The 21456-nt window shown below is 52.9% G+C and carries 22 protein-coding genes; 15 read left to right on the top strand and 7 right to left on the bottom strand.

All coding sequences use genetic code 11. From position 1 onward, the window contains the following. Positions 1-8: 8 nt before the first annotated feature. Both metL and metB read right to left on the bottom strand, forming a co-directional pair. Positions 9-2441, bottom strand: a complete 2433-nt coding sequence (gene metL / locus ACJHWT_RS13535) for a bifunctional aspartate kinase/homoserine dehydrogenase II (RefSeq protein ID WP_000110765.1) — start codon at positions 2439-2441, stop codon at positions 9-11. Between the two features lie 2 nt (positions 2442-2443). After that, positions 2444-3604, bottom strand: a complete 1161-nt coding sequence (gene metB, locus ACJHWT_RS13540) for a cystathionine gamma-synthase (protein ID WP_000197204.1) — start codon at positions 3602-3604, stop codon at positions 2444-2446. Between the two features lie 276 nt (positions 3605-3880). Here metB and metJ point away from each other — a divergent pair, with 276 nt between their 5' ends. Further along, entirely contained in the window at positions 3881-4198 is a 318-nt protein-coding gene (gene metJ / locus ACJHWT_RS13545; RefSeq protein ID WP_000852812.1) for a met regulon transcriptional regulator MetJ, read from the top strand. Between the two features lie 59 nt (positions 4199-4257). Next, positions 4258-4866: a YiiX family permuted papain-like enzyme gene (locus tag ACJHWT_RS13550; protein ID WP_000702299.1), complete on the top strand. Its 609-nt coding sequence runs from the start codon at positions 4258-4260 to the stop codon at positions 4864-4866. Positions 4867-4926: 60 nt separating this feature from the next. On the opposite strand, the gene rpmE is transcribed toward ACJHWT_RS13550, so the two are convergent. Continuing rightward, positions 4927-5139: a 50S ribosomal protein L31 gene (gene rpmE, locus ACJHWT_RS13555; protein ID WP_000710769.1), complete on the bottom strand. Its 213-nt coding sequence runs from the start codon at positions 5137-5139 to the stop codon at positions 4927-4929. 202 nt (positions 5140-5341) lie between these two features. Here rpmE and priA point away from each other — a divergent pair, with 202 nt between their 5' ends. From priA to rraA, 7 genes are all read left to right on the top strand, one after another. Next, positions 5342-7540, top strand: a complete 2199-nt coding sequence (gene priA, locus ACJHWT_RS13560) for a primosomal protein N' (RefSeq protein WP_001318166.1) — start codon at positions 5342-5344, stop codon at positions 7538-7540. 155 nt (positions 7541-7695) lie between these two features. Next, on the top strand, positions 7696-8721 hold the full coding sequence (cytR, locus tag ACJHWT_RS13565; RefSeq protein ID WP_000644904.1) for a DNA-binding transcriptional regulator CytR: 1026 nt from the start codon (positions 7696-7698) through the stop codon (positions 8719-8721). A gap of 91 nt (positions 8722-8812) precedes the next feature. After that, positions 8813-9772, top strand: a complete 960-nt coding sequence (gene ftsN, locus ACJHWT_RS13570; protein WP_000068818.1) for a cell division protein FtsN — start codon at positions 8813-8815, stop codon at positions 9770-9772. 92 nt (positions 9773-9864) lie between these two features. Then, positions 9865-10395 (top strand): ATP-dependent protease subunit HslV, encoded by a 531-nt coding sequence (hslV, locus tag ACJHWT_RS13575; protein ID WP_000208242.1) that lies wholly within the window; start codon positions 9865-9867, stop codon positions 10393-10395. Positions 10396-10404: 9 nt separating this feature from the next. Beyond that, the gene (gene hslU, locus ACJHWT_RS13580; protein WP_001293344.1) at positions 10405-11736 is read left to right on the top strand and encodes an HslU--HslV peptidase ATPase subunit; all 1332 of its coding nucleotides are present in this window, start codon (positions 10405-10407) and stop codon (positions 11734-11736) included. Between the two features lie 66 nt (positions 11737-11802). Beyond that, positions 11803-12729: a 1,4-dihydroxy-2-naphthoate polyprenyltransferase gene (gene menA / locus ACJHWT_RS13585; RefSeq protein WP_000139496.1), complete on the top strand. Its 927-nt coding sequence runs from the start codon at positions 11803-11805 to the stop codon at positions 12727-12729. Positions 12730-12821: 92 nt separating this feature from the next. Next, entirely contained in the window at positions 12822-13307 is a 486-nt protein-coding gene (gene rraA, locus ACJHWT_RS13590; protein WP_000872909.1) for a ribonuclease E activity regulator RraA, read from the top strand. Positions 13308-13391: 84 nt separating this feature from the next. Here the strand turns inward: rraA and zapB are convergent, their stop codons facing one another. Then, positions 13392-13637 carry a septal ring assembly protein ZapB gene (gene zapB / locus ACJHWT_RS13595; protein WP_001296623.1) on the bottom strand — a complete coding sequence of 82 codons (246 nt, stop codon included), beginning with the start codon at positions 13635-13637 and terminating at the stop codon, positions 13392-13394. A gap of 425 nt (positions 13638-14062) precedes the next feature. On the opposite strand from zapB, the gene glpF reads away from it, so the two are divergent. The 4 genes from glpF (at position 14063) to fpr (ending at position 18463) form a co-directional block, all read left to right on the top strand. Then, positions 14063-14908 carry a glycerol uptake facilitator protein GlpF gene (gene glpF / locus ACJHWT_RS13600; protein WP_000084268.1) on the top strand — a complete coding sequence of 282 codons (846 nt, stop codon included), beginning with the start codon at positions 14063-14065 and terminating at the stop codon, positions 14906-14908. A 22-nt stretch (positions 14909-14930) separates the two neighbouring features. After that, positions 14931-16439, top strand: coding sequence for a glycerol kinase GlpK (gene glpK, locus ACJHWT_RS13605; protein WP_000136788.1), 1509 nt, complete (start codon positions 14931-14933; stop codon positions 16437-16439). Positions 16440-16609: 170 nt separating this feature from the next. Beyond that, on the top strand, positions 16610-17620 hold the full coding sequence (gene glpX / locus ACJHWT_RS13610; protein ID WP_001250644.1) for a class II fructose-bisphosphatase: 1011 nt from the start codon (positions 16610-16612) through the stop codon (positions 17618-17620). 96 nt (positions 17621-17716) lie between these two features. After that, positions 17717-18463: a ferredoxin--NADP(+) reductase gene (fpr, locus tag ACJHWT_RS13615; protein WP_000796345.1), complete on the top strand. Its 747-nt coding sequence runs from the start codon at positions 17717-17719 to the stop codon at positions 18461-18463. A gap of 4 nt (positions 18464-18467) precedes the next feature. On the opposite strand, the gene uspD is transcribed toward fpr, so the two are convergent. From uspD to ACJHWT_RS13630, 3 genes are all read right to left on the bottom strand, one after another. Further along, positions 18468-18896: a universal stress protein UspD gene (uspD, locus tag ACJHWT_RS13620; protein ID WP_000323555.1), complete on the bottom strand. Its 429-nt coding sequence runs from the start codon at positions 18894-18896 to the stop codon at positions 18468-18470. 26 nt (positions 18897-18922) lie between these two features. Further along, positions 18923-19222, bottom strand: coding sequence for a DUF406 domain-containing protein (locus tag ACJHWT_RS13625; protein ID WP_000655986.1), 300 nt, complete (start codon positions 19220-19222; stop codon positions 18923-18925). Between the two features lie 211 nt (positions 19223-19433). Next, on the bottom strand, positions 19434-19874 hold the full coding sequence (locus ACJHWT_RS13630; protein ID WP_000155257.1) for a DUF805 domain-containing protein: 441 nt from the start codon (positions 19872-19874) through the stop codon (positions 19434-19436). A gap of 100 nt (positions 19875-19974) precedes the next feature. Here ACJHWT_RS13630 and ACJHWT_RS13635 point away from each other — a divergent pair, with 100 nt between their 5' ends. Further along, positions 19975-20574 carry a YiiQ family protein gene (locus ACJHWT_RS13635; RefSeq protein WP_000802221.1) on the top strand — a complete coding sequence of 200 codons (600 nt, stop codon included), beginning with the start codon at positions 19975-19977 and terminating at the stop codon, positions 20572-20574. Positions 20575-20681: 107 nt separating this feature from the next. Next, complete coding sequence (gene tpiA / locus ACJHWT_RS13640; RefSeq protein WP_001216325.1) at positions 20682-21449, top strand: triose-phosphate isomerase; 768 nt, start codon at positions 20682-20684, stop codon at positions 21447-21449. The last annotated feature ends 7 nt before the right edge of the window (positions 21450-21456 follow it).

Consider the following 21456-nt stretch of genomic DNA (forward strand, 5'->3'; position numbering starts at 1 on the left):
AATAATCACTACAACAACTGCGCCAGCCGGTTAATATCCGACTGAATCGCCCCGGCGGTGACGTCGCGCCCTGCACCTGGCCCGCGGATCACCAGCGGGTTGTCGCGATACCAGCGGCTTTCGATGGCAAAGACGTTATCGCATGGCAGTAGTGATGCCAGCGGATGGTCTTCACGCACCGCTTCCACGCCCACACGCGCTTTGCCATTGGCATCGAAACGCGCCACGTAGCGCAGCACCAGCCCCATTTCGCGGGCCGCTTCCAGTCGTTGCACCATCTGCTCGTTAAGTTCATCGCCATTTTCAAAGAAATGGTCGATGCTGCCGCCTTCGCAATGGGCAGGTACCAGTGATTCAACACGTACCTGGTCCGGTTCAATGTTGTAACCCGCTTCACGCGCCAGAATCACCAGCTTGCGCATCACGTCTTTGCCGGAAAGGTCATCACGCGGGTCAGGCTCGGTTAAGCCCTGCTGCCACGCCTGATCCACCAGTTCGGTAAACGGCACGCTACCGTCGAATTGCAGGAACAGCCAGGAGAGCGTGCCAGAGAAGATCCCACTGATCGACAAAATGGTATCGCCGCTGTCGATCAGATCGCGCACGGTATGGTTGATCGGCAAACCCGCACCGACAGTGGCATTGTACAGCCAGTGACGCCCGGTTTTTTCGAAGGCGTCGTGGATCTGGCGATATTTATTGCTGTCGCTGGCTCCTGCCAGTTTGTTGGCACTGATGACGTGGAAACCGTGGCTGGCGAAATCAAGATACTGGTCAGCGAGCTGCTGGCTGGCGGTAACGTCCAGCACCACTAAATCATCATACGGGTGGGCGCGCATCCACAGGAACAGCGACTCTTCATCCTGCTCGACCGCTTCATCGTTGAAGAAGGCTAACGCGCGGCTGGCGTCCAGCCCGTCATAGCTCAACAGGCTGCGGCGGCTGTCCACCACGCCTGCCAGCACAAATTCAAAGCCGGTACGCGCCGAAAGCGTGCTCTGCTCACGGGCGAACAGTTCCAGCCAGCGGGAACCGATATTGCCCTTGCCGAACAATACCAGGCCGATGCGTTTTTCTGCGCGGAAGACGGACTGATGCAGCCCCTGAATCAGGCTTTCGGTCGGGCCGGTGCGCAGTACTGCCACCAGGCTGATGCCGTCATCGGACTGCCAGGTAAATTCGACCGGCTGGCCTTTCAGTTGCTGCCAGAAGCGGTGGCAATGCAGCGGGTTACGGGTGACGCCTGCCCCAACCATCGCCACCAGCGCCAGCCCCTGACGCAGGCGCAGTTCGCCAGGTAATCCCGCTTCGTCGAGGATTTTCAGCGCACTGTCGGCCACTTCTGAGGTGTAGCAAAATTGCAGCAACTGGCGATCGTTATGCACGCCAACCGCCAGTGGGCGCACCTGAGCACGTTTCAGGATCTGGTCGATCTCTTTATGCGTCAGTTTGAAATCCTGGCTGGCGGGCACCTGAAACTCAATCAAGCAGACATCATCATGGCTGGTGACAATACGCGCACCAGTACCGGAGGCCAGCACGCGTTCAATGCGCGTGGAACCTTGATCCGGCGTGTAGCTACAGCGCAGTTGCAGGTCGATTTCGCTGCCAGAAACGGGCTGTAAAGTACGGGCATGAAGAACGGGAGCCGCCAGACGCGCCAGTTCGCTGGCTTCATCCAGACGCAGCAACGGCAGCAGGCAGGCATCTTTCACTTTACGCGGGTCGGCGCTATATACCCCGGCGACGTCGCTCCAGATGGTTACGCGAGAAACACCCGCCAGCGCACCGATTTGTGTCGCGGAATAGTCGGAACCGTTACGCCCCAGCAGCACCGTTTCACCGGCGTTGTTACAGCTGATAAACCCGGTCACCACCAGACGTTTGCCCGGATGTTGTACCAGTAGCTGTTGCAGCAACGGGTAAGAAAGTCCTTCATCAACCTGCGGTTGCGCAGCGCGTTCAGCGCGTAAAAACTCGCGGGCATCAAGCCAGGCCGCTGGCAGCCCTTGTTGATTAAGCACCGCAGACATCAGGCGCGCCGACCACACTTCACCGTGGCCCACCACTTCCGCATACACCGCGTCGTTAATACCGCTGTCGAGCAACGCCGCCAGGCGCTCAAGATCGCTGACAAAAGCGCTAATGAGGCTATCGGCTTCTTCGGCGGGTAACAGGCCGCTAATCAGATCGCACTGATAGCGACGCAGCGTTTGTTGAACCTGATGCGCAGAGAGACGATCGGTCTGGCTTAGTTTCAACCAGTTAATCAACTGGTTAGTGGTGCTACCGGCGGCGGAAACCACCATCATATCGTCAGGCTGAGAGTACTCCGCCATAATGCCCGCGACACGCAAATAACACTTCACATCAGCCAGACTACTGCCACCAAATTTATGCAGTTGACGACCTTTCGCCCCTGCCTGCGCAATCACACTCATTTTTACCCCTTGTTTGCAGCCCGGAAGCCATTTTCCAGGTCGGCAATTAAATCTTCGCCATCTTCAATACCGGTGGAGATACGCAGCAGCGTCTCGGAGATCCCGGCGGCAGCACGCGCTTCTGGTGCCATGCCTGCATGTGTCATGGTTGCGGCGTGAGAGATTAAACTTTCCACTCCCCCTAATGATTCCGCCAGCGTAAACAACGACAGCCCGCCCAGGAAACGACGCAGCGTGTGCTCATCGCCATCCAGTTCAAAACTCAACATTGCGCCAAAGCCTTTTTGCTGGCGCGCGGCAATTTCATGCCCCTGATTTTCCGGCAGCGACGGGTGATACAGTTTTTTCACCAACGGCTGGGTTTGCAGATATTTCACAATCGCCTGCGCGTTGCGCTGGGCCAGCTCCATACGCGGCACCAGTGTTCGCAACCCGCGCAGCAGCAGATAGCTGTCAAACGCGCCGCCCGTCACGCCAATATTGTTTGCCCACCAGGCAAGTTCAGTGACAACGTCTGGATCTTTAGCAATCACCACGCCTGCCACCACGTCTGAGTGACCGTTCAGATATTTCGTACATGAATGCAACACCAGATCGGCACCTAATGCCAGCGGATTTTGTAATGCCGGGCTTAAGAAGGTGTTATCCACCACACTCACCGCCCCGACTTCCCTTGCCAGATGGCAGATTTTCGCAATATCCACGACGCGTAACAATGGATTACTTGGGCTTTCTACCAGTACCAGTTTGGGGTTTTCTGCCAGCGCTGCCCGTAATGCCTGTTCATCGCTTTGATCAACAAACAACACGCGATAGCAACCGCGTTTCGCCAGACTGTCGAACAGGCGATAGCTGCCGCCATAGCAGTCGTGCGGCGCAACCAGCAGATCGCCCGGTTTCAAAAAGACGGTCGTTACCAGGTGAATCGCGGACATGCCGGTATTAGTAAGTACGGCACCAGCACCGCCTTCCAGTTCTGCCAGCGCACGCTGAACCACATCGCGCGTTGGGTTGCCGCGCCGCGAGTAATCATGCGCGCGCGGTTCATTAAATCCGGTAAAGTTATAGGTGCTGGAAAGATGGATCGGTGGGACAACGCAACCATACTGTTCGTCGTCATTTAACCCGCTACGCACTGCGATGGTGGCCTGTTTACGCGTCATGTGATGAAGTTCCCTGGGCTTGGTCGGTGAAATGTCAGGCACCAGAGTAAACATTGTGTTAATGGACGTCAATACATCTGGACATCTAAACTTCTTTGCGTATAGATTGAGCAAATCCCAAATAGCCGTTAAAATTATATGCATTATCACGCCGACAGGTGCATTACACGATGTCACGGTAACGCCTGTACGGTAAACTATGCGGGTTTACGGTCAGTACCCATATTAATTGTGTGGTCTGGCCTCAATTTATTGACGAAGAGGATTAAGTATCTCATGGCTGAATGGAGCGGCGAATATATCAGCCCATACGCTGAGCACGGCAAGAAGAGTGAACAAGTCAAAAAAATTACGGTTTCCATTCCTCTTAAGGTGTTAAAAATCCTCACCGATGAACGCACGCGTCGTCAGGTGAACAACCTGCGTCACGCGACCAACAGCGAGCTGCTGTGCGAAGCGTTTCTGCATGCCTTTACCGGGCAACCTTTGCCGGATGATGCCGACCTGCGTAAAGAGCGCAGCGACGAAATTCCGGAGGCGGCAAAAGAGATCATGCGTGAGATGGGGATTAACCCGGAGACGTGGGAATACTAAAGCGGAAAAGAGCGGCGCGGAGTTAACCAGCCGCTTTTTTCATACATGGACGTTTAACGATGAAAATCAGGCTACTGATTCTCAGCCTGCTGGTTTCTGTGCCTGCCTTTGCCTGGCAGCCGCAAACTGGCGACATCATCTTTCAAATCTCTCGCTCATCGCAAAGTAAAGCGATCCAACTGGCGACCCATTCCGATTACAGCCACACCGGTATGCTGGTGATACGCAACAAAAAGCCCTACGTTTTTGAAGCGGTCGGCCCGGTAAAATACACCCCACTCAAGCAGTGGATCGCCCATGGTGAAAAGGGCAAATACGTTGTTCGCCGCGTTGAAGGCGAACTGAGTGTTGAACAACAGCAAAAACTGGCGCAAACGGCAAAACGTTATCTCGGTAAACCGTATGACTCCAGCTTCTCGTGGAGCGACGATCGCCAGTACTGTTCGGAAGTGGTTTGGAAGGTTTATCAGAACGCGCTGGGAATGCGCGTGGGCAAACAGCAAAAGTTGAAAGAGTTCGACCTTAGTAACCCGCAGGTTCAGGCAAAGCTCAAAGAACGCTACGGCAAAAATATTCCGCTTGAGGAAACGGTGGTCTCGCCACAAGCCGTTTTCGATGCGCCACAACTCACCACGGTCGCCAAAGAATGGCCGCTGTTTTCGTGGTAATACGACCAAAATTCAGGCACAAAAAAAGCGCCGTGCGGCGCTTTTTTCGGAAATCCGGTCTTATTTGCTGCCCGGGATGTTGAAACGCTTGTTGAAGCGGTCAACACGGCCACCGGTAGCAACATCACGCTGTTTGCCAGTGAAGAACGGGTGGCACTTGCTGCACACGTCGAGGTTCAGGTCATGACCAACGGTGGAGCGGATTTTCATTACGTTACCGCAAGAGCAGCTAGCAGTAATTTCTTCGTATTTCGGGTGAATATCTTTTTTCATGGGAAAACCTCGGTTTAAGGCCGCGTCGCTCTTCCAGCCCTAACGCCAGACACCACGCGATGTTAAAAGTATAGCTTCAATACGATCATTTCGTATGAAGGCGCGAAATCATACAGAAATTAACCAGCGTATGCAAACTGATCCGCACTCTTCTACGGCAATGTGTATACTAACCCACCGAATTTCAAGTCAGGATGATGCTATGCCCGTTGCCCACGTTGCCTTGCCCGTTCCGCTTCCCCGTACCTTTGACTATCTGCTGCCAGAAGGCATGACGGTCAAAGCCGGGTGTCGCGTGCGCGTGCCGTTTGGCAAACAGCAGGAGCGCATCGGGGTTGTGGTGTTAGTTAGCAATGTCAGCGAGCTGCCGCTTAACGAGCTGAAAGCGGTAGTTGAAGTGCTGGACGTTGAGCCGGTATTTACTCACTCCGTCTGGCGATTACTGCTCTGGGCGGCAGATTACTATCATCATCCGATTGGCGATGTGCTGTTTCATGCCTTGCCGATTTTACTACGCCAGGGGCGGCCTGCGGCGAACGCGCCGATGTGGTACTGGTTTGCCACTGAACAAGGTCAGGCGGTGGATCTGAACAGCCTGAAACGCTCACCCAAGCAACAACAGGCGCTGGCAGCGTTACGGCAAGGCAAAATCTGGCGCGACCAGGTTGCCACGCTCGAATTTAATGATGCCGCGTTGCAGGCGCTGCGCAAAAAAGGTCTGTGTGATTTAGCAAGTGAAACACCAGAGTTTAGTGACTGGCGAAAGAATTATGCCGTTTCTGGTGAGCGGTTGCGATTGAATACTGAACAGGCCACCGCCGTTGGCGCAATTCATAGTGCGGCGGATACCTTCTCTGCCTGGCTGCTGGCGGGCGTTACCGGTTCCGGTAAAACGGAGGTTTATCTCAGTGTACTGGAAAACGTGCTCGCTCAGGGCAAACAGGCGCTGGTGATGGTGCCGGAAATCGGCCTGACGCCGCAAACTATCGCCCGTTTTCGTGAACGTTTTAATGCGCCAGTGGAAGTTCTGCATTCCGGCCTGAACGACAGCGAGCGTCTTTCGGCGTGGTTGAAAGCGAAAAATGGTGAGGCGGCGATTGTGATCGGCACCCGCTCCGCGCTGTTTACGCCGTTTAAAAATCTCGGTGTGATTGTCATTGATGAAGAGCACGACAGTTCCTACAAGCAGCAGGAAGGCTGGCGCTATCATGCCCGCGACCTGGCGGTTTATCGTGCGCACAGCGAGCAAATCCCGATTATTCTTGGCTCCGCAACACCCGCACTGGAAACGTTATGCAACGTCCAGCAGAAAAAATACCGCCTGCTGCGCCTGACGCGTCGGGCGGGGAATGCGCGTCCGGCAATTCAACACGTGCTGGATTTAAAAGGTCAGAAGGTGCAGGCGGGGCTGGCTCCGGCGTTAATCACCCGTATGCGCCAGCATTTACAGGCCGACAACCAGGTTATCCTCTTTCTTAACCGCCGTGGCTTTGCGCCTGCCTTGCTGTGCCACGACTGCGGCTGGATTGCCGAATGTCCACGTTGCGATCACTACTACACGCTGCATCAGGCGCAACAGCATTTGCGCTGTCACCACTGTGACAGCCAACGCCCGGTGCCGCGCCAGTGCCCTTCCTGCGGTTCCACGCACCTGGTGCCGGTGGGGCTGGGCACCGAACAGCTTGAACAGACGCTTGCGCCGCTGTTCCCTGGTGTGCCCATTTCTCGTATCGACCGCGATACCACCAGCCGCAAAGGAGCGCTGGAACAACAACTGGCGGAAGTGCATCGCGGCGGCGCGAGGATCTTGATCGGCACGCAAATGCTGGCGAAAGGTCACCACTTTCCGGATGTGACGCTGGTGGCGTTACTGGACGTAGACGGCGCGCTGTTTTCTGCCGATTTTCGCTCGGCAGAGCGTTTCGCCCAGCTTTACACCCAGGTCGCCGGTCGTGCCGGGCGTGCGGGTAAACAGGGCGAAGTGGTGCTGCAAACGCATCATCCAGAACACCCGCTATTGCAAACGTTGCTCTATAAAGGCTATGACGCCTTTGCCGAACAGGCACTGGCTGAGCGACGCATGATGCAGCTGCCGCCGTGGACCAGCCATGTGATTGTGCGTGCGGAAGATCATAACAATCAGCATGCGCCGCTGTTCCTGCAACAACTGCGTAATCTCATCCTCTCCAGCCCGCTGGCAGACGACAAACTGTGGGTTCTCGGTCCCGTTCCGGCACTGGCACCTAAACGTGGCGGCCGCTGGCGCTGGCAAATTTTGTTGCAGCACCCTTCCCGCGTGCGATTACAGCACATCATCAATGGTACGCTGGCGCTTATTAATACAATACCGGATTCCCGTAAGGTGAAATGGGTGCTGGATGTCGATCCCATCGAGGGCTAATGCGCTCACGATGCGAGGCGGATCGAAAAATTCAATATTCATCACACTTTTCATGAAAATTCTGTAACCGTTTTCACGCGCTATCTGCTAAAAATGTTGCCGATGTGAAGTAAACATGGATGTAGTACGCCTGACGTGCCAGGCGAGGAGTGAGTGTGAAAGCGAAGAAGCAGGAAACTGCCGCGACCATGAAAGACGTTGCCCTCAAGGCAAAAGTCTCTACAGCGACTGTCTCCCGAGCATTAATGAATCCCGATAAAGTCTCCCAGGCCACCCGTAATCGGGTTGAAAAAGCGGCCCGGGAAGTGGGTTATTTACCGCAGCCTATGGGGCGCAACGTCAAGCGTAATGAATCCCGCACTATTCTGGTGATTGTCCCGGATATCTGCGATCCCTTCTTTAGCGAAATTATTCGCGGTATCGAAGTTACGGCGGCAAATCACGGATATCTGGTGCTGATTGGCGACTGTGCGCATCAAAATCAGCAGGAAAAAACCTTTATCGATTTGATCATCACCAAGCAAATTGATGGCATGTTGCTGCTGGGTTCAAGGCTGCCGTTTGATGCCAGCATTGAGGAACAGCGTAATCTGCCGCCGATGGTGATGGCGAACGAATTTGCACCGGAACTGGAGCTGCCTACAGTTCATATCGACAATCTGACCGCCGCATTTGATGCAGTAAATTATTTATATGAGCAAGGGCATAAACGGATTGGCTGTATAGCCGGTCCCGAAGAGATGCCGCTGTGTCACTACCGCCTGCAAGGCTATGTCCAGGCGCTGCGTCGCTGCGGCATTATGGTTGATCCGCAATACATCGCCCGTGGCGACTTCACCTTCGAAGCTGGAAGCAAAGCAATGCAACAGCTGCTTGATCTTCCACAACCGCCTACTGCTGTCTTCTGCCATAGTGATGTGATGGCGCTCGGCGCACTTTCGCAGGCAAAACGCCAGGGGCTAAAAGTACCGGAAGACCTTTCCATAATCGGTTTTGATAACATCGACCTGACGCAATTTTGTGATCCGCCGCTGACAACCATCGCGCAGCCGCGTTACGAAATCGGTCGGGAAGCTATGCTGTTATTGCTTGATCAAATGCAGGGGCAACACGTTGGCAGTGGCTCTCGTTTAATGGACTGCGAACTTATCATCCGGGGATCAACACGCGCGTTACCTTAAAGTAAACCTTTAAGACTGCCGTGACTGGTCAAAGGCCCGCCGCTTAAGTAACATGGCGGGCTGACGAACGAATAAATACAGCGAAACGATAGTGGCACAACGAGATTATGTACGCCGCAGCCAACCGGCACCTTCGCGGCGAAAAAAGAGCACCTCACGGAAAAAGCAACGAAATTTGCCTGCGGTTTCTCCCGCTATGGTCGCTATTGCTGCCGCCGTTCTTGTGACCTTTATCGGTGGTCTGTACTTCATTACGCATCACAAGAAAGAAGAGTCCGAGACGCTGCAAGGCCAGAAAGTGACCGGAAACGGACTACCACCAAAACCAGAAGAACGCTGGCGCTACATTAAAGAGCTGGAAAGTCGCCAGCCGGGTGTGCGTGCGCCCACAGAACCTTCTGCCGGTGGTGAAGTGAAAACGCCGGAGCAGCTGACACCAGAACAACGTCAGCTTCTTGAACAAATGCAGGCCGATATGCGCCAGCAGCCAACGCAGCTGGTTGAAGTTCCGTGGAATGAGCAGACGCCGGAACAGCGTCAGCAAACGCTACAGCGCCAGCGTCAGGCACAGCAATTAGCGGAGCAGCAACGCCTGGCTCAGCAGTCGCGTACGACTGAACAAAGCTGGCAGCAGCAGACGCGTACGTCGCAAGCCGCACCGGTACAGGCGCAACCGCGCCAGTCTAAACCGGCTTCTACTCAGCAGCCGTACCAGGATCTGCTGCAAACCCCTGCGCACACGACCGCGCAGTCGAAGCCGCAGCAAGCTGCGCCGGTTGCTCGTGCCGCTGACGCGCCAAAACCGACGGCGGAGAAAAAAGACGAACGCCGCTGGATGGTGCAGTGCGGTTCGTTCAGAGGCGCGGAACAGGCAGAGACGGTACGTGCTCAGCTGGCGTTTGAAGGCTTTGACTCGAAAATCACCACCAACAATGGCTGGAATCGTGTGGTCATTGGCCCGGTGAAAGGCAAAGAGAACGCAGACAGCACCCTCAATCGCTTGAAGATGGCGGGTCATACAAACTGCATTCGGCTCGCCGCCGGGGGTTGAAACCCTCAAAATCCCCCCCATCTATAATTGCATTATGCCCCGTACTTTTGTACGGGGTTTGTACTCTGTATTCGTAACCAAGGGGTCAGCTCGTGACAACTATAGTAAGCGTACGCCGTAACGGCCATGTGGTCATCGCTGGTGATGGTCAGGCCACGTTGGGCAATACCGTAATGAAAGGCAACGTGAAAAAGGTCCGCCGTCTGTACAACGACAAAGTCATCGCGGGCTTTGCGGGCGGTACTGCGGATGCTTTTACGCTGTTCGAACTGTTTGAACGTAAACTGGAAATGCATCAGGGCCATCTGGTCAAAGCCGCCGTTGAGCTGGCAAAAGACTGGCGTACCGATCGCATGCTGCGCAAACTTGAAGCACTGCTGGCAGTCGCGGATGAAACCGCTTCGCTTATCATCACCGGTAACGGTGACGTGGTGCAGCCAGAAAACGATCTTATTGCTATCGGCTCCGGCGGCCCTTACGCCCAGGCTGCGGCGCGCGCGCTGTTAGAAAACACTGAACTTAGCGCCCGTGAAATTGCTGAAAAGGCGTTGGATATTGCAGGCGACATTTGCATCTATACCAACCATTTCCACACCATCGAAGAATTAAGCTACAAAGCGTAAGGATCTCCCATGTCTGAAATGACCCCACGCGAAATCGTCAGCGAACTGGATAAGCACATCATCGGCCAGGACAACGCCAAGCGTTCCGTGGCGATTGCTCTGCGTAACCGCTGGCGTCGCATGCAGCTCAACGAAGAGCTGCGCCATGAAGTGACCCCGAAAAATATCCTGATGATCGGCCCGACCGGTGTCGGTAAAACTGAAATCGCCCGTCGTCTGGCTAAGCTGGCGAATGCGCCGTTCATCAAAGTTGAAGCGACCAAATTCACCGAAGTGGGCTATGTCGGTAAGGAAGTGGATTCTATTATTCGCGATCTGACCGATGCCGCCGTGAAAATGGTACGTGTCCAGGCTATCGAGAAAAACCGTTATCGCGCTGAAGAACTGGCAGAAGAACGTATTCTCGACGTACTGATCCCACCGGCTAAAAACAACTGGGGACAGACCGAACAGCAGCAGGAACCGTCCGCTGCTCGTCAGGCATTCCGCAAAAAACTGCGTGAAGGCCAGCTTGATGACAAAGAAATCGAGATCGATCTTGCCGCAGCACCGATGGGCGTTGAAATTATGGCTCCTCCGGGCATGGAAGAGATGACCAGCCAGCTGCAGTCCATGTTCCAGAACCTGGGCGGTCAGAAGCAAAAAGCGCGTAAGCTGAAAATCAAAGACGCCATGAAGCTGCTGATTGAAGAAGAAGCGGCGAAACTGGTGAATCCGGAAGAGCTGAAGCAAGACGCTATCGACGCTGTTGAGCAGCACGGGATCGTGTTTATCGACGAAATCGACAAAATCTGTAAGCGCGGCGAGTCTTCCGGTCCGGATGTTTCTCGTGAAGGTGTTCAGCGTGACCTGCTGCCGCTGGTAGAAGGTTGCACCGTTTCCACCAAACACGGGATGGTCAAAACTGACCACATTCTGTTTATCGCTTCTGGCGCGTTCCAGATTGCGAAACCGTCTGACCTGATCCCGGAACTGCAAGGTCGTCTGCCAATCCGCGTTGAGCTGCAGGCACTGACCACCAGCGACTTCGAGCGTATTCTGACCGAGCCGAATGCCTCTATTACCGTGCAGTACAAAGCACTGATGGCGACTGAAGGCGTAAATATCGAGTTTACCGACTCCGGTATTAAGCGCATCGCGGAAGCGGCATGGCAGGTGAACGAATCTACCGAAAACATCGGTGCTCGTCGTTTACATACCGTTCTGGAGCGTTTAATGGAAGAGATTTCCTACGACGCCAGCGATTTAAGCGGTCAAACCATCACTATTGACGCAGATTATGTGAGCAAACATCTGGATGCGTTGGTGGCAGATGAAGATCTGAGCCGTTTTATCCTATAATCGCGTTCAATCATTTTCATCATTGTTTGATGGGGCTGAAAGGCCCCATTTTTATTGGCGCGTATTATGACTGAACAACAAATTAGCCGAACTCAGGCGTGGCTGGAAAGTTTACGACCTAAAACCCTCCCCCTCGCCTTTGCTGCAATTATCGTCGGGACGGCGCTGGCATGGTGGCAAGGTCACTTCGATCCGCTGGTCGCCCTGCTGGCACTGATTACCGCCGGGCTATTACAGATCCTTTCTAACCTCGCCAATGATTACGGCGATGCGGTAAAAGGCAGCGATAAACCTGACCGTATCGGACCGCTACGCGGCATGCAAAAAGGGGTCATTACCCAGCAAGAGATGAAACGGGCGCTCATTATTACCGTCGTGCTCATCTGTCTCTCCGGGCTGGCACTGGTTGCAGTGGCGTGCCATACACTGGCCGATTTTGTCGGTTTCCTGATTCTTGGCGGGTTGTCGATCATTGCCGCTATCACCTACACCGTGGGCAATCGTCCTTATGGTTATATCGGTCTGGGTGATATTTCCGTACTGGTTTTCTTTGGCTGGTTGAGCGTCATGGGCAGCTGGTATTTACAGGCTCATACATTGATTCCGGCGCTGATCCTTCCGGCGACCGCATGCGGCCTGCTGGCAACGGCAGTACTGAACATTAATAACCTGCGTGATATCAATAGCGACCGCGAAAATGGCAAAAACACGCTGGTGGTGCGCTTAGGTGAAGTGAACGCGCGTCGTTATCATGCCTGCCTGCTGATGGGCTCTCTGGTGTGCCTGGCGCTGTTTAATCTCTTTTCGCTGCATAGCCTGTGGGGCTGGCTGTTCCTGCTGGCGGCACCATTACTGGTGAAGCAAGCCCGTTATGTGATGCGGGAAATGGACCCGGTGGCGATGCGACCGATGCTGGAACGCACTGTCAAGGGAGCGTTACTGACTAACCTGCTGTTTGTTTTAGGGATATTCCTAAGCCAGTGGGCAGCATAACTGACAAATATCAATTAACAATTGATGATTTTGCCAACAGCCTACATAGCGCGATATACTGAAAATTCTCGCAGCAACTGAATGTTAAGCCTATGAAATACGATACTTCCGAGCTTTGTGACATCTATCAAGAAGATGTTAACGTCGTGGAACCGCTGTTCTCCAACTTTGGCGGACGGGCGTCGTTTGGCGGACAAATAATCACGGTAAAATGTTTCGAGGACAACGGGTTGCTGTACGATCTGCTCGAACAGAATGGCCGTGGTCGTGTTCTTGTCGTCGATGGCGGTGGTTCTGTTCGTCGCGCACTGGTCGATGCTGAACTGGCGCGTCTGGCAGTACAAAATGAATGGGAAGGTCTGGTCATTTACGGCGCGGTGCGTCAGGTAGATGACCTGGAAGAGCTGGATATCGGCATCCAGGCAATGGCCGCAATTCCGGTTGGTGCCGCTGGCGAAGGCATTGGCGAAAGCGATGTCCGCGTCAATTTTGGCGGTGTAACCTTCTTCTCCGGCGACCATCTTTACACCGACAATACCGGGATTATTCTTTCAGAAGATCCGCTGGATATTGAATGATAAAAAAGGCACCGCAAGGTGCCTTTTTTCTGCGTTACCTGTTGGCCTACACAGTAAAGAAATTACGCGAAAGATGAAGCGTAATCAGACCTCTTCCATGCGACCCAGCAGGGCCTGCAGACGTTCCTGCCAGCCGTTCTGCTGTTCTTTCAGATGGTTGTTCTCACGCTCCAGCTCTTCGCGCTGATGCTGGGCATTTTGAACTTCCTGCGACAGTGAGTTGTTTTTTTCTTTCAGCTCTTCGATTTCCATCTGCAACAGAGTGATGGTATCAATCGCCTGCTGTACTTTTGCTTCCAGTTTCTCAAACACTTCTAATGACATTGTCATACCTCTCCTGAATTGCAAGGCGTTGATGGATAAAAAATCCTCGTCCCGATTACCGGTGACGCCTTAATAAATACGAGCGCACTTTAGTTAGCTCCGATTGTATGAAGCCGCGCCATCGCTGTCCAGCGGCACGCCTTGCAGATTACGGTTTGCCACACTTTTCATCCTTCTCCTGGTGACATAATCCACATCAATCGAAAATGTTAATAAATTTGTTGCGCGAATGATCTAACAAACATGCATCATGTACAATCAGATGGAATAAATGGCGCGATAACGCTCATTTTATGACGAAGCACACACATTTTAAGTTCGATATTTCTCGTTTTTGCTCGTTAACGATAAGTTTACAGCATGCCTACAAGCATCGTGGAGGTCCGTGACTTTCACGCATACAACAAACATTAACTCTTCAGGATCCGATTATGAGTCAAACATCAACCTTGAAAGGCCAGTGCATTGCTGAATTCCTCGGTACCGGGTTGTTGATTTTTTTCGGTGTGGGTTGCGTTGCAGCACTAAAAGTCGCTGGTGCGTCTTTTGGTCAGTGGGAAATCAGTGTCATTTGGGGACTGGGGGTGGCAATGGCCATCTACCTGACCGCAGGGGTTTCCGGCGCGCATCTTAACCCCGCTGTTACCATTGCATTGTGGCTGTTTGCCTGTTTCGACAAGCGCAAAGTTATCCCTTTTATCGTTTCACAAGTTGCCGGCGCTTTCTGTGCTGCGGCTTTAGTTTACGGGCTTTACTACAATTTATTTTTCGACTTCGAGCAGACTCATCATATTGTTCGCGGCAGTGTTGAAAGTGTTGATCTGGCTGGCACTTTCTCTACTTACCCTAATCCTCATATCAATTTTGTGCAGGCTTTCGCAGTTGAGATGGTGATTACCGCTATTCTGATGGGGCTGATCCTGGCGTTAACGGACGATGGCAACGGTGTACCACGCGGCCCTTTGGCTCCCTTGCTGATTGGTCTACTGATTGCGGTCATTGGCGCATCTATGGGCCCATTGACGGGTTTTGCCATGAACCCAGCGCGTGACTTCGGTCCGAAAGTCTTTGCCTGGCTGGCGGGCTGGGGCAATGTCGCCTTTACCGGCGGCAGAGACATTCCTTACTTCCTGGTGCCGCTTTTTGGCCCTATCGTTGGCGCGATTGTAGGTGCATTTGCCTACCGCAAACTGATTGGTCGCCATTTGCCTTGCGATATCTGTGTTGTGGAAGAAAAGGAGACCACAACTCCTTCAGAACAAAAAGCTTCGCTGTAATATGACTACGGGACAATTAAACATGACTGAAAAAAAATATATCGTTGCGCTCGACCAGGGCACCACCAGCTCCCGCGCGGTCGTAATGGATCACGATGCCAATATCATTAGCGTGTCGCAGCGCGAATTTGAGCAAATCTACCCAAAACCAGGCTGGGTAGAACACGACCCAATGGAAATCTGGGCCACCCAAAGCTCCACGCTGGTAGAAGTGCTGGCGAAAGCCGATATCAGTTCCGATCAAATTGCAGCTATCGGTATTACGAACCAGCGTGAAACCACTATTGTCTGGGAAAAAGAAACCGGCAAGCCTATCTATAACGCCATTGTCTGGCAGTGCCGTCGTACCGCAGAAATCTGCGAGCATTTAAAACGTGACGGTTTAGAAGATTATATCCGCAGCAATACCGGTCTGGTGATTGACCCGTACTTCTCTGGCACCAAAGTGAAGTGGATCCTCGACCATGTGGAAGGCTCTCGCGAGCGTGCGCGTCGTGGTGAATTGCTGTTTGGTACGGTTGATACGTGGCTTATCTGGAAAATGACTCAGGGCCGTGTCCATGTGACCGATTACACCAACGCCTCTCGTACCATGTTGTTCAACATCCATACCCTGGACTGGGACGACAAAATGCTGGAAGTGCTGGATATTCCGCGCGAGATGCTGCCAGAAGTGCGTCGTTCTTCCGAAGTGTACGGTCAGACTAACATTGGCGGCAAAGGCGGCACGCGTATTCCAATCTCCGGGATCGCCGGTGACCAGCAGGCCGCGCTGTTTGGTCAGTTGTGCGTGAAAGAAGGGATGGCGAAGAATACCTACGGCACTGGCTGCTTTATGCTGATGAACACCGGCGAGAAAGCGGTGAAATCAGAAAACGGCCTGCTGACCACCATCGCCTGTGGCCCAACTGGCGAAGTAAACTATGCGCTGGAAGGTGCGGTGTTTATGGCGGGCGCATCCATTCAGTGGCTGCGCGATGAGATGAAGTTGATTAACGACGCGTACGATTCCGAATATTTCGCCACCAAAGTGCAAAACACCAATGGTGTATATGTGGTTCCGGCATTTACCGGGCTGGGTGCGCCATACTGGGATCCGTATGCGCGCGGGGCGATTTTCGGCTTAACGCGTGGAGTGAACGCTAACCACATTATCCGCGCGACGCTGGAGTCTATTGCTTATCAGACGCGTGACGTGCTGGAAGCGATGCAGGCCGACTCCGGTATTCGTCTGCACGCGCTGCGCGTGGATGGCGGTGCAGTAGCAAACAATTTCCTGATGCAGTTCCAGTCCGATATTCTCGGTACGCGCGTTGAGCGCCCGGAAGTGCGCGAAGTCACCGCTTTGGGTGCGGCCTATCTTGCTGGTCTGGCGGTTGGCTTCTGGCAGAATCTTGACGAGCTGCAAGAGAAAGCGGTGATTGAACGCGAGTTCCGTCCTGGCATCGAAACCACTGAGCGTAATTACCGTTACGCAGGCTGGAAAAAAGCGGTCAAACGCGCGATGGCATGGGAAGAACACGACGAGTAATAATGATTGCCTGATGCGACGCTTGCGCGTCTTATCAGGCCTACGAGTCGGATACACATCCGGCATCACGCAGACTCTGAAACCGTGCGGGGGCAACCCCGCACACATCAATAATCCCGCCCTTCCCCTGTGCTACACTTCGCGCCATTCCTTACTGCTTAGAGTTTGCTATGAGACGAGAACTTGCCATCGAATTTTCCCGCGTCACCGAATCAGCGGCGCTGGCTGGCTACAAATGGTTAGGACGCGGCGATAAAAACACCGCGGACGGCGCGGCGGTAAACGCCATGCGTATTATGCTCAACCAGGTCAACATTGACGGCACCATCGTCATTGGTGAAGGTGAAATCGACGAAGCACCGATGCTCTACATTGGTGAAAAAGTCGGTACTGGTCGCGGCGACGCGGTAGATATTGCTGTTGATCCGATTGAAGGCACGCGCATGACGGCGATGGGCCAGGCTAACGCGCTGGCGGTGCTGGCAGTAGGCGATAAAGGCTGTTTCCTCAACGCGCCAGATATGTATATGGAGAAGCTGATCGTCGGACCGGGAGCCAAAGGCACCATTGATCTGAACCTGCCGCTGGCGGATAACCTGCGCAATGTTGCGGCGGCGCTCGGCAAACCGTTGAGCGAACTGACGGTAACGATTCTGGCAAAACCGCGCCACGATGCCGTTATCGCAGAAATGCAACAACTCGGCGTACGCGTATTTGCTATTCCGGATGGCGATGTGGCGGCCTCAATTCTCACCTGTATGCCGGACAGTGAAGTCGATGTACTGTACGGCATTGGCGGCGCGCCGGAAGGCGTGGTTTCTGCGGCGGTGATCCGCGCATTAGATGGTGACATGAACGGTCGTCTGCTGGCGCGTCATGACGTCAAAGGCGACAACGAAGAGAATCGTCGCATTGGCGAGCAGGAGCTGGCACGCTGCAAAGCGATGGGCATCGAAGCCGGTAAAGTATTGCGTTTGGGCGATATGGCGCGCAGCGACAACGTCATCTTCTCTGCCACCGGTATTACCAAAGGCGATCTGCTGGAAGGCATTAGCCGCAAAGGCAATATCGCCACCACCGAAACGCTGCTGATCCGTGGTAAATCACGCACCATTCGTCGCATTCAGTCCATCCACTATCTGGATCGTAAAGACCCGGAAATGCAGGTGCACATCCTCTGATTGATTTGATCGATTGAGCCTTCCAGTCCTTCGGGACTGGAATTTTTTTGTTCGGAGAACGAAGATAAGGCAAGTCAATCAAAACAGGAGAAAAACATGGCTGATTGGGTAACAGGCAAAGTCACTAAAGTGCAGAACTGGACCGACGCCCTGTTTAGTCTCACCGTTCACGCTCCCGTGCTTCCGTTTACCGCCGGGCAATTCACCAAACTTGGCCTTGAAATTGAAGGCGAACGCGTTCAGCGCGCCTACTCCTATGTTAACTCGCCCGATAATCCGGATCTGGAGTTTTACCTGGTCACCGTCCCCGATGGCAAATTAAGTCCACGACTGGCGGCACTGAAACCGGGCGATGAAGTGCAGGTGGTTAGCGAAGCCGCTGGCTTCTTTGTGCTGGATGAAGTACCAGATTGCGAAACGCTATGGATGCTGGCAACCGGTACAGCGATTGGCCCTTATTTATCGATTCTGCAATTGGGCAAAGATTTAGAACGCTTCAAAAACATGGTGCTGGTTCACGCCGCACGATATGCCGCCGACTTAAGCTATCTACCTCTGATGCAGGAACTGGAAAAACGCTACGAGGGGAAACTGCGCATTCAGACGGTGGTCAGTCGGGAAACGGCTGCGGGTTCGCTCACTGGGCGATTACCGGCGTTAATTGAAAGTGGTGAACTGGAAAGCGCGGTTGGCCTGCCGATGAATAAAGAAACCAGCCATGTGATGCTGTGCGGCAATCCACAGATGGTGCGCGATACACAACAGTTGCTGAAGGAGACCCGGCAGATGACGAAACATTTACGTCGCCGACCGGGCCATATGACAGCGGAGCATTACTGGTAAGCGGTTACTTGTCGATAAACGGCACGATCAAGAGATCCGCACTCAACTTATTGATCATCCCGCGATATGCCGGCATCAAACGGTTGATAAATGAGTGGTGATGACCACAGACAAGGAGGTCGCACTGCTCTTTTTGCATAATTTCCAGCAGTGTTTCCGGCATTTCTCCGCGTTCAATACGCAGTTTTGTCTTCGGCCATTGAATATTTTTCGTCAGTTTATACAGCTTGTTATCCGACTTATTCTTCAACAATTGAAGAATATCTTCTGTTGCAGGGAAGTAGATACCCGGATACAACTCGCTTAAGCCATCATCAATATGAATTAACGTCAGGTGAGCGTCATTATGTCTGGCGAGCTCCAGGGCTTTATTCACCAGTAAGGCATCTTCTTCATTCCCGGAAATTGCCACGCCAATGTGTTTATAAGCCATATTTAACTCCTTCTAAAGCAACTCCATCAAGCTAACGAACGCAGTGATAACTCAAAAATAATCATCTCGGCCTGGCATGAGAAGGTGAAGGCCGCATCAAGCTCAACTTGCCCTTCCAGATCCTTAATCTTATAGGCCACGCTGGCCCCTTCATCTGCAGAGGATGCAGCGGCGGCAAGCTCTTTCAGTTTGGTCATAAAGGACTCTGCTTCTTCGCGGGTGGCAAAAAAGCGCGAAAACTTACTGGTACAGTTGTCGTTATCAATCACCGTACCGATATCAATCGCACATCCTTTAGTACTGCATTTATCTACGACATCTTTCATAGGGCACCTCTGTATATTCGCCTCTCTGTCGATTACGACTTAAGAATAATGCGCCGTTAAAGGAAGAACAAACAAGTAATGATCTTATGGATTACCATTTTTTTTGATATTGCTTAAGGTGAAGAGTTCAGAAGGATTTTCCGGGCATTGTCACTTGCATCGTGGAAATAACAATCCCGGAAAAAAATAGCGATAAGAGATATATTAAAGGTTAATTACTTGATTTATTGTCGGCTTTATACTTCACATCCTGGGTATCTTTACCATATTTATTTTCGCCTTGTGTGCCAACAAACGCACCAAGATCGATAAGCATCATCACCAGAATCAATGTCGGGACAAAACGCCCCACCGCCCATTGCCAGACACCCGGTAAAATTGCCCAGTTACCCGCCAGCAGCATCCACGCCACAATCATCAGAAATGCCCATGCGCCGGAACGCCCGCGATCATGCAAGCGCTTAACGGTTACTGCCGCTGTTGGCCAAAGCAAGCACACAAGGCAAAACGCCGCGGTCTGAATATCGAGTAAATTTTTACCCGCCAGTGAGAAAAGCACCAGCATGCCTGCGAACCACAGGCCTATCCAAATCCAGAAATCACGGCGTCCAATACGCCCTTTAAATGAGAATAACCATTGCTGTATGGTCATGTAAGTTCCTTGATGGTTGTCTTTTCCAGGATTCTACCCTTTTGACAAGGGCGACAGATATCGTTTTAATCGGAGCCAGTCATAACAAAAGGTACTGTCAATGAAGCCAGGGTGTACGCTGTTTTTTCTCTTATGTTCTGCATTAACCGTTACAACAACGGCGCATGCACAAACACCAGATACGGCAACGACCGCGCCTTATCTGCTGGCTGGAGCCCCTACTTTCGATCTCTCCATCAGCCAGTTTCGAGAAGACTTTAACAGCCAGAATCCCAGCCTGCCACTGAACGAATTTCGTGCCATCGACAGCAGTCCCGACAAAGCCAATCTCACTCGTGCAGCAAGTAAAATTAACGAGAACTTGTATGCTTCTACTGCGCTGGAGCGCGGTACCTTAAAAATCAAAAGCATTCAAATGACCTGGCTACCCATCCAGGGGCCAGAGCAAAAAGCCGCGAAAGCGAAAGCTCAGGCATACATGGCAGCGGTGATCCGCACACTCACCCCATTAATGACCAAAACTCAAAGCCAGAAAAAACTGCAGGCGCTACTAACGGCGGGGAAAAACAAACGTTATTACACCGAGACAGAAGGTGCACTGCGTTATGTTGTCGCGGACAACGGCGAAAAGGGGCTGACCTTCGCTGTTGAACCGATTAAGCTGGCGCTATCTGAATCGCTTGAAGGTTTGAATAAATGACAAAAAGCAAAGCCTTTGTGCCGATGAATCTCTATACTGTTTCACAGACCTGCTGCCCTGCGGGGCGGCCATCTTCCTTTATTCGCTTATAAGCGTGGAGAATTAAAATGCGACATCCTTTAGTGATGGGTAACTGGAAACTGAACGGCAGCCGCCACATGGTTCACGAGCTGGTATCTAACCTGCGTAAAGAGCTGGCAGGTGTTGCTGGCTGTGCGGTTGCAATCGCACCACCGGAAATGTACATCGATATGGCGAAGCGTGAAGCTGAAGGCAGCCACATCATGCTGGGTGCGCAAAACGTGGACCTGAACCTGTCCGGCGCATTCACCGGTGAAACCTCTGCTGCTATGCTGAAAGACATCGGCGCACAGTACATCATCATCGGCCACTCTGAACGTCGTACTTACCACAAAGAGTCTGACGAACTGATCGCGAAAAAATTCGCGGTGCTGAAAGAGCAGGGTCTGACTCCGGTTCTGTGCATCGGTGAAACCGAAGCTGAAAACGAAGCGGGCAAAACTGAAGAAGTTTGTGCACGTCAGATCGACGCGGTACTGAAAACTCAGGGTGCTGCGGCATTCGAAGGTGCGGTTATCGCTTACGAACCCGTATGGGCAATCGGTACTGGCAAATCTGCAACTCCGGCTCAGGCACAGGCTGTTCACAAATTCATCCGTGACCACATCGCTAAAGTTGACGCTAACATCGCTGAACAAGTGATCATTCAGTACGGCGGCTCTGTAAACGCGTCTAACGCTGCAGAACTGTTTGCTCAACCAGACATCGACGGCGCGCTGGTTGGCGGTGCTTCTCTGAAAGCTGACGCTTTCGCAGTGATCGTTAAAGCTGCAGAAGCGGCTAAACAGGCTTAAGTCTGAC

The sequence above is a fragment of the Escherichia sp. WS338 genome (assembly GCF_046486405.1).
In the GTDB taxonomy this organism is placed as follows: domain Bacteria; phylum Pseudomonadota; class Gammaproteobacteria; order Enterobacterales; family Enterobacteriaceae; genus Escherichia; species Escherichia coli.